This window comes from uncultured Mucilaginibacter sp. (genome assembly GCF_903913935.1).
Classification (GTDB): domain Bacteria; phylum Bacteroidota; class Bacteroidia; order Sphingobacteriales; family Sphingobacteriaceae; genus Mucilaginibacter.
Window position 1 is genome coordinate 1 of record NZ_CAIWNH010000151.1, and the last position, 2,423, is coordinate 2,423.

Here is a 2,423-nt window from a genome sequence, read left to right on the forward strand (position 1 = left end):
CTGGCAATAAATCATAAGTCCATAAAGATATGGAACAAACATAACCAACGCCACCACACTCAATAAGCGCACGGTCTGGGCTTTTATATATTAAGCAACCTCTAAGACGTCCTATCATTTGCAACTAGCCCAATATTATAATTGTGAAATTCATTAAAAAAGTTGGATTACTGTTCCTGGTAGCGATCATATCAGGTTCATGCGTAAGTCAAAAAAATGTGGCATATTTTCAAACGCCTAACCCGTCGGCAGACTCGGCCAGCTTTGAGATTTCAAACCAATATGTAACCACCATACAACCATCGGATATTTTAAATATCGACATCGGCAGCCTTAGCGCGGAGGCGAGCCTGATGGTTAACCCGCATTTGCCTATGCAGGCAGCCAGCGTAACGCAGCAAGCCACTCAATATAACAACCCTCCGGCTGCTATCGGTTATTTAGTTGACAACCTGGGCCAGGTTACCATTCCTTTAATAGGGAAGGTAAAAGTTAGCGGTTTAACCACATTTGTGGCTGCCGATACTATTACCCGCAGGCTCGACAATTTGCTGGTTCAGCCTACCGTAAATATTCGCATCCTTAATTTTAAGATCTCTGTTTTAGGTGAAGTAGTTCGCCCGGCAGTTTACACTATCCCAAATGAAAAGGTATCGATCCCGGAAGCTATCGCTATGGCTGGTGATTTAACCATCTACGCAAAAAGGGATAATATTTTATTGGTTCGCGAAATTAATGGGAAAAGAACTTTTAACCGGATCGACTTAAGTCAAAGAAACTTGTTTAATTCACCATTCTATTATTTGCACCCAAACGATATTTTATATATCGAGCCCGGAAAAGGCAGGATAACATCAAGTGACCGAAGCATACAGCTGGCTCCAATAATCATCAGCGGATTAACCCTGATAGCAACACTTTTATTGGCCGCTCTTAAAAAATAAACGATATGAGTAAAGATCCTTTTGCGCCATTATTGTTACAGGATTCGAATGAGGAAAGTAAATTTCACCTAAAAGAATTTGTGTACAAATATTCTATTTATTGGAAGTGGTTCGTGTTAGCGCTCGCGCTTTCATTAGTTTCCGGCTTTATTTATTTAAAGGTGCATGCGCCCATTTTTTCTATCCATAGCAGCATTTTAATAAAAGACCAGCAAAAAGGCATTGGCCAGGAAGATGATATGATGAAACAAATGAACATTTTTTCATCAAATAAAGTTGTGGATAACGAGATCCAGGTATTGGCCTCATACACCCTGATGAAAGAAGTGGTAGATACCCTTAAGCTAAACGTAACCTATTATTTGCAAGGCTTGTTCCGCAAAGTTGAGCTCTACAATAGGAGCCCTTTGAAATTAGAGCTAATTTCCACCACTTCGGAAACGTATAAAAAGCCATTAAAAATAGCGATACTCAATGGAGAAAGCGCCACTGTTAACGGTCAAAAGATATTTTTTAACAAAGAGACGAACACGCCTTATGGCATTATCAAACTCAGTAAAACAGGGAAAAGTCCCGAAATGAAGTCGATAATCGTCAATATTGCTTCACCAAAAAATGTTGCTGAAGACCTTTCAAGTGCGATAAGGATAGAACCGAGCAGTAAAATGTCAACTGTACTGGTAATGACAATTGAAAATACGATCCCCGAAAAAGGAGAGGATATATTAAATCAACTGATCAATGCCTATAACGCTGCTGGTTTGGCTGACAAGAATTTGTCGGCGTCAAATACTTTGTTATTTATCAATGAACGCCTGAAGCTGATTTCCGGCGAATTGGGCACCGCCGAAAAACAGGTTGAAGATTATAAATCGAAGGAAGGAATTACGGATATCAGCGCAGCATCGCAGATATTTTTACAAAATGTTCAAACCAATGATACACAGTTAAATACAGTAAAACTACAACAAAGTGTACTAAATGATATTGAAAAACATGTTACTTCTTCCAATAATGACCAGGGATCAATTCCACAAACACTCATGGGGCTCGACGACCCTACTCTGCTAAGCCTTATCGGCCAGCTGTCGCAGCTGGAATTGCAACGACAGGCAACGGTAAAGGTTGTTAAGCCAGGCAACCCCATAGTACAGGGCATTGACGAACAGATAGCAACCTTAAAGCACAACATCTACGATAATATTGAAACGCTTAAAAGGAGTTTGGATGTTACCCGCCAGCAATTGGAAAAAACGAGCAATAATATGACCGGTATGATCAAAACAGTACCGGTTAAAGAACGAAAGTTGGTTGATATTACCCGTCAGCAAACTATAAAAGACGACTTATATACGTTTTTACTAAAAAACAGGGAACAAACTGAATTATCTTTTGCATCAACAGTGTCAGATACCCGGACAGTTGACAGGGCCATTAGCAGTGATGAACCTGTAAAACCCAAAAAAGGTATCGTTCTGC

At 40.0% G+C, this 2,423-nt stretch carries 3 protein-coding genes; 2 read left to right on the top strand and 1 reads right to left on the bottom strand.

Annotated features, from left to right (window positions below; translation table 11 throughout):
* Positions 1-118 (bottom strand): OB-fold domain-containing protein (locus QZY09_RS24690; protein WP_367119169.1); only part of this gene is annotated, 118 nt, incomplete at its 3' end.
* Between the two features lie 25 nt (positions 119-143).
* On the opposite strand from QZY09_RS24690, the gene QZY09_RS05635 reads away from it, so the two are divergent.
* The gene (locus QZY09_RS05635; RefSeq protein ID WP_295669345.1) at positions 144-944 is read left to right on the top strand and encodes a polysaccharide biosynthesis/export family protein; all 801 of its coding nucleotides are present in this window, start codon (positions 144-146) and stop codon (positions 942-944) included.
* A gap of 5 nt (positions 945-949) precedes the next feature.
* The coding region (locus QZY09_RS05640) for a GNVR domain-containing protein (RefSeq protein WP_295669348.1) at positions 950-2,423 on the top strand (1,474 nt) is incomplete at its 3' end.